Consider the following 6,268-nt stretch of genomic DNA (forward strand, 5'->3'; position numbering starts at 1 on the left):
ACCACCCCCACAATCACCGCCACCCCAGCATTCCCCAACCGACGCGCAGACAAAGCCGTCGCCAGCAACCCTCCCGCATAAGGCAAAATCTGCGACACCCCCGATAACGCCATCACGTCAGGCACGATGACAGCCGTAGCGATTCCTGCCAACAAAGCAGGACCTAAAGCGGCCAGAGACGACCCCTCCGTCAATCGCCTCAGCCACCGACTGCGGCTCGATAGCAAAAAGGGCAGCGCGCGTGTCAGGTAGGTAATGACGGCCATTGCGATAACGGCAACCCAGAATTCAAGGTGACTGCCTATCATCATGCCCCCTGTAACCGGTGAGTCACGCAGCCCACCACAGCCGCGGCAAGAATCGCCAGCGTCGTATGACCCAAAGCAGAACATGCAGCACCGACGATCAACGCAGCAATGATGGCCCCTCGGAGAGGACGCGTGACGCTTTGACAGACCAGCGCCAGGAACAGCGCGGGCAAGGCGAAACGCATGACTTGGGACAACACGGGAAAGTGACGCTCCAAACCATCACCGGCATACACACCCACCGCAGTGCCCGCAATCCAGGTCAACCAGGCCCCCAAACCGAGCAACGTCATCCACCGGTTTCGCTGTTCTGGCGGGACCGGCTCAATGCGATTCAGCGCCGTGGCGAAAACCTCGTCAGTCAGCAAAAACGCGAGCTTCAACCGCGTACCGAGCCGTTCCGGCAAAAACCGCGAGAGCAACGGCCCATACAGCAGATGACGCGCATTCAGCAGCGAACAAAGGGCGACAACCCATAGCCACGGCGTACCGGCCTTAATCGAGGCAAGCAGCAGAAACTGGCTGGCCCCGGCATAGACCAACACCGAAATCAGCACGACCTGAACAGGCGACAAGCCGGTAGACAACCCCGCAACGCCAAATGTCACGGCCACGGGAAAATAACCGATCATGATGGGCAGACAGGCCTTTAAGCCCGCCCAGCCATTACCACCCGGCAAAGCCAGATGCGGCTCTGGGACGGATGAATGAGACATGGGAAAACTCCAATCGCAGCGGATCAATGTATGCAGGCAGTTTACCCACTCGACGGCCAAGCATAATGTCCGCATCCAGCGCAACGCCCCCTCGCCAAGCATGGGACGGCCCGCCCCCCGCAATTTCAGACCAAAAGACCCGCACGGCAGCGCACGGCATAATGTGATCCTGTACCTGTTTTGAGCTGCATCATTACCCTGCAGCCACCGATATTGGACGTCATCGTGCTGACCATCATTAATGCTGATTTCAACAACCCCGCTCATGGCGACATGGTCGTCTCGCTGCTGAACGAATACGCCGAGGGCCCCATGGGGGGCAACGAGCCGTTATCCGACTACACCCGCACCCACCTGATTGCCGAGTTGGCAAAGCGCCCTACGGCAGGCGCGTTAATTGCTCTGCAAGACGGTCAACCCGCCGGTTTAGCGATTTACCTCGAGGGTTTTTCCACCTTTGCCTGTAAGCCGTTATTGAACCTGCATGATTTCATGGTGTCCGAGCGGTTTCGCGGACAGGGGATTGCGCAACAACTGCTGGCAGCGCTGGATCAAACCGCGCTGGCACGCGGCTGCTGCAAAATCACGCTCGAGGTCTTGCAAGGCAATGAGCCCGCCATGGCGCTTTATCGCAAAAGCGGTTATCAAGGCTATGAACTGGCCAGCGACACCGGCCAAGCCATGTTCTGGCAAAAGAAAATAGTGGCCTAGCACGGCAGACGAGAGCGACTGAAACATGAAAATGCACGACATCCCCTTCGGCACCACCGATTGGCAAACGATCGAGCCAACCGAGCACCCCGGCGACACTGGCGTGGCCTATTGGCGCACGTGCCAATTTGGCGATATCCGAGTGCGCATGGTCGAGTATTCAGCTGGCTATCTGGCCGATCATTGGTGCAGCAAGGGGCATATCCTGCTCTGCCTGGAGGGCGAGCTGCACACTGAACTGGAAGACGGCCGCCGTTTTGTCTTGACGCCGGGAATGAGCTATCAGGTCGCCGACCAAGCCGAGGCCCATCGCTCGTCGACCCCCATCGGTGCGCGGCTGTTTATCGTCGATTGACGAACGGCCGCCGCACGGCGTGGGCGGAACACAACGCTCGCCTCGTTCTCAGCGGCACCCAGATGCCGTAACAGCGCGATTGCGTTACGCTGTGACCTGTGCTCGATAGTGGAAGCGGCCCGCTACGGCACTGCAGTTTGACTTGGTTTGCCGCCACGGAAACTTGATCTTGTCGGATACGCTTGCTTCTCCCTTGACACTCTACGTCGACGCCCAGTTGCTGAGCCCCTACGCCATGTCCGCCTATGTGGCGCTGACGGAAAAAGGCCTGCCTGTCGAACTGCGGCTGGTGGATTTGCAGGCGGGCGAACAGCGCATGGTGCCTTATACGAGCCGGGCCCCTACCTGTCGCGTCCCCGCCCTGACACACGATGCGTTTCACTTGACCGAATCCAGCGCCATCATCGAATACCTGGAAGACGTTTTTCCCGCCCCCGAGTATCCGGCGCTCTACCCCGACACCCCCCAACAACGGGCGCGCGCGCGGCAGATTCAGGCGTGGCTGCGCAGCGATCTGGCGGCCCTGCGCGACGAACGGCCGACCGATGTCGTGTTCCATGGCGCCCCCCCGTCGCCCCTCAGCGACGCTGGCCAGGCGGCAGCGGCAAAGCTGCTGCGGGTCGCGCAGACCCTGTTGCCAGAAGGCCAGGCACAGCTATTCGGCTCGTGGAGCATTGCCGATACCGAACTCGCCCTGATGCTGCGCCGGCTGGCAGGCGCCGACGAGCTGCCCGCGGCTCTGCAGGCCTATGCGGATGCACAGTGGCAACGCCCAGCGGTTCAGACTTGGCTGCAATTCAATCAAGACGCGCGGGATTGACGGTGAACTGACCCTCCGTCTGTCCCGGCAATCTGGGCGAATTGCACCCCATCGATACAGCTCTCACGATATCCGGGACAGATCAATCTGTCCCTTTTTCATATACCCTCTCTTTCTCCGTTCCGTCGGCAGGAAATCCCTGCAAACGAATGCAAACCGATGTTGCGTTGCAACATTTAATGCGCTGTAATTGGGATCATTGATAACCCAATCTCGTCAGCGCAGCCGCACCCCGGCTAGCTGCCCTACCGGAGATCGCTGTGGCCAAACCTGCCTACGATCGCAACGCCCCCGCCTCTGTGCCGGCCACCCCTTGGACGGCCGCGTACGACTATGCCATCGATACCCTGCAACGCAGCGTGCTGTACGCCGACGTCATGCGCCAGCGGGGCAACCAGTATCACCGCCACATGGCCAAGCGCCATCCGAACGTACTCAGCATGAAATCCGAGCTGATATTGGATGGCCGCGAACTCAACCGGCCGGTCAACTATGGCCTGCTGCGCATCCTGCCGCCTGCAGATGTGCCCGTGGACCCGCAAAAACGGCCTTTTCTGGTCGTGGATCCGCGTGCAGGCCACGGGCCTGGTATCGGGGGATTCAAACCGGAAAGTGAGATCGGCGTGGCTTTGCGCGCCGGCCACCCCTGCTACTTTGCCTCGTTTCTGCCACAACCCACCAACACGCAAACCGTCGAAGACGTCATGCGTGCCGAGGCGCGCTTTCTAGAGGAAATCATCGCGCGCCATCCCGAGTCCGAAGGCAAACCGGTAGTGATCGGTAATTGTCAGGCCGGATGGCAAATCATGATGACGGCCGCCATGCGGCCCGAACTATTCGGCCCCATCATCGTCGCCGGTGCGCCGTTATCGTATTGGGCAGGCTGGCGTGGCATGAATCCCATGCGCTACAGCGGCGGACTGCTGGGCGGCAGCTGGCTGACGGAGATGGCCAGCGACCTGGGCCAAGGACGTTTTGACGGCGCCTGGCTGGTGCAGAATTTCGAAAACCTCAATCCCGCCAATACGCTGTGGAGCAAACAGTACAACCTGTATGCCAGAGTCGATACAGAGGCCGACCGCTATCTGGATTTTGAACGCTGGTGGGGCGGCCACGTGTTTCTGAATGCGCCGGAAATCCAATACATCGTCGATAACCTGTTCATCGGCAATCGCTTGGCAACGGCAGGCCTGGTGACCTCGGATGGCATCCGCATCGACCTGCGCAATATTCGCTCGCCCATCATTGTGTTCTGCTCCAAGGGCGACAACATCACGCCTCCGCCGCAGGCTCTGGGCTGGATCCCGGACTTGTACCAAGATGACGCCGAGGTGCTGGCGCATGGCCAGACTATCGTTTACGCCGTGCACGAAAGCATCGGGCACTTGGGCATTTTTGTCTCTGGCGCCGTCGCCCGCAAAGAACACCAAGAGTTCACCGCCAACATCGATTTGATTGATGTCCTGCCTGCTGGCATTTATCAAGCCGAGATCACGGACAAAACGCCCGACACGCTCAATGCCGACCTCGCCGAGGGCGACTATGTCGTGTCGTTCGCGCGCCGCAAGCTCGATGATGTGCGCGCCATCGTACAGCGCAACGAAGAAGACGACCGCCGATTTGCCGCCGTGGCACGAATTTCGGACATCAACCTGGGCCTGTACCGCAGCTTTGTCCAACCCTGGGTCCGAGCCGCCGTGACGCCGCAGTCGGCCGAATGGATGCAACGCATGCATCCGCTGCGCCTGCCCTACGAGCTGATTTCCGACACCAACCCCTGGATCGCACCGATAGCGCAGGTGGCGGACCGAGCCCGCGAACATCGCCGTCCGACCGACTCGACGAATCCCTTTGTCATGATGGAACGCATGGTGTCCAGGAACATCGTGACCGGCCTGAACATGTGGCAAGAGCTGCGTGACGCCGCCGGGGAACAGTTGTTCATGAACATTTATGGGTCGCCCCTGGTGCAGGATTGGGCGGGCCTAGGTGCCAAAAAAGGCGTTGCCCCGCGCAACCATCCGGGTGTCTCTCCCGAACACCGGGCGTTCATGGAACAACGGGCAAACGAATTACGCAGCCAGTTGGACCAGGGCGGCGTATCAGAAGCCGCCATCCGCATGATGCTGTATGTCTCCAGCGCCGAAGGCAGCTTTGACGAGCGCAGTTTTGCCATGCTGCGCAAGCTGCGTGCAGATAGCGACTCCGACCTGGCTTTGCAGGAATTCAAGGATCTCGCTCGCGATCAAGCGCTGATGATGCGGCTGGACCGCCAAGGCGCCTTGCAGGCCATGCCGCAGCTGCTCGAAGGCGCGTCCGCAGACGAGATCCGCAATGCGTTTGGCACCATGCGCAACGTGCTGGAAGCCACTGGCCCGCTGAGCGAGCGTGCCCGCGCCTGCCTCGACGAAGTCGAAGCCATTTTCCGCGAAGCCGCACAGCAGGCGTTGGCGCGGGAGAAAAAGGCAGTCGAGCCGAAACCGGCCAGCAAGACTGTCGCCAAGCGAGCGGCAAAAACTGCGGCTAAATCGATCACGTCGACCACTGCACCGCCCACGAAAAGAACCGCGAAGTCCGTTGCAGCTGCAGCGCCTCAGGCCGCCACAGAAAGCGTTGACACGGCACCGGCCAGCGCCTCCACAGCCAAACGCGCATCCACGCGCGCTACGCCATCACGGCGTCGACCCGCAGCGAGTAAACGCAGCAGCAAATAAGAAATCATCGAGGCCCCGAGACACTGTGTGTCGAGGGGCCTCGGCATTTAGTGCTTCTTGGTTTTATCAGTGCAGTCAGCTTGTCCTTTGTTTTTTGCGTTGCCCCCAAACCGCATATTCTCAGGAGAACCACGCCCATGATGACCCGTGCCGAAGTCACCGAACTTGTCGTTACCCAAAAGCTGAAGAAAGGCCTGAAATGGCCAGCCATCGCCGAAGTCATCGGTCAGAGCAAGGAATGGACCGCCGCCGCGCTCCTGGGACAAATGACCATGACCGCCGAGCAGGCCCAAGCCGCAGGCAAGCTGCTCGACTTGCCCGAAGACGCCGTCCTCCAGTTGCAAGTCACGCCCTACAAGGGATCGCTGCCGACAGCCATACCGACAGATCCGTTGATCTACCGGTTCTACGAACTGGTGAACGTCTACGGCACCACCTTTAAATCGCTGATCCACGAAGAGTTCGGCGACGGCATCATGAGCGCTATCGATTTCAAGATGGATCTGGCGCGGGAAAACGATCCAGCGGGGGATCGTGTGCGGATAGTGATGAGTGGGAAATTTTTGCCGTATAAGCAGTATTAAGGGGGCGGCTGAGGGGGGATGGGTGTGTTTGGATTGTGGGGAGGTTGAGTGCTATTGGAC

General features: G+C 60.0%; 7 protein-coding genes. 5 read left to right on the forward strand and 2 right to left on the reverse strand.

What is annotated here, in order from left to right; all coding sequences use genetic code 11:
• The coding region (locus tag ACNA0J_RS29535) for an AzlD domain-containing protein (RefSeq protein WP_415822581.1) at positions 1–308 on the reverse strand (308 nt) is incomplete at its 3' end.
• Positions 308–1,024 (reverse strand): AzlC family ABC transporter permease, encoded by a 717-nt coding sequence (locus ACNA0J_RS29540; protein ID WP_415822582.1) that lies wholly within the window; start codon positions 1,022–1,024, stop codon positions 308–310. The genes ACNA0J_RS29540 and ACNA0J_RS29535, both read right to left, overlap by 1 nt.
• Positions 1,025–1,249: 225 nt before the next feature.
• Here ACNA0J_RS29540 and ACNA0J_RS29545 point away from each other — a divergent pair, with 225 nt between their 5' ends.
• The 5 genes from ACNA0J_RS29545 (at position 1,250) to cynS (ending at position 6,208) form a co-directional block, all read left to right on the forward strand.
• Positions 1,250–1,735, forward strand: coding sequence for a GNAT family N-acetyltransferase (locus tag ACNA0J_RS29545; RefSeq protein WP_415822583.1), 486 nt, complete (start codon positions 1,250–1,252; stop codon positions 1,733–1,735).
• A 25-nt stretch (positions 1,736–1,760) separates the two neighbouring features.
• Positions 1,761–2,090, forward strand: coding sequence for a DHCW motif cupin fold protein (locus ACNA0J_RS29550; RefSeq protein WP_415822585.1), 330 nt, complete (start codon positions 1,761–1,763; stop codon positions 2,088–2,090).
• A gap of 169 nt (positions 2,091–2,259) precedes the next feature.
• A complete protein-coding gene (yfcF, locus tag ACNA0J_RS29555) occupies positions 2,260–2,910 on the forward strand; it encodes a glutathione transferase (protein WP_415822586.1) in 651 nt (216 codons plus the stop codon).
• Between the two features lie 260 nt (positions 2,911–3,170).
• Positions 3,171–5,624, forward strand: coding sequence for a DUF3141 domain-containing protein (locus ACNA0J_RS29560; protein ID WP_415822588.1), 2,454 nt, complete (start codon positions 3,171–3,173; stop codon positions 5,622–5,624).
• Positions 5,625–5,764: 140 nt separating this feature from the next.
• On the forward strand, positions 5,765–6,208 hold the full coding sequence (cynS, locus tag ACNA0J_RS29565; RefSeq protein ID WP_415822589.1) for a cyanase: 444 nt from the start codon (positions 5,765–5,767) through the stop codon (positions 6,206–6,208).
• Positions 6,209–6,268: the final 60 nt, after the last annotated feature.

Source organism: Bordetella tumbae, assembly GCF_965139195.1.
GTDB classification, from domain to species: Bacteria; Pseudomonadota; Gammaproteobacteria; order Burkholderiales; family Burkholderiaceae_B; genus Bordetella_A; species Bordetella_A tumbae.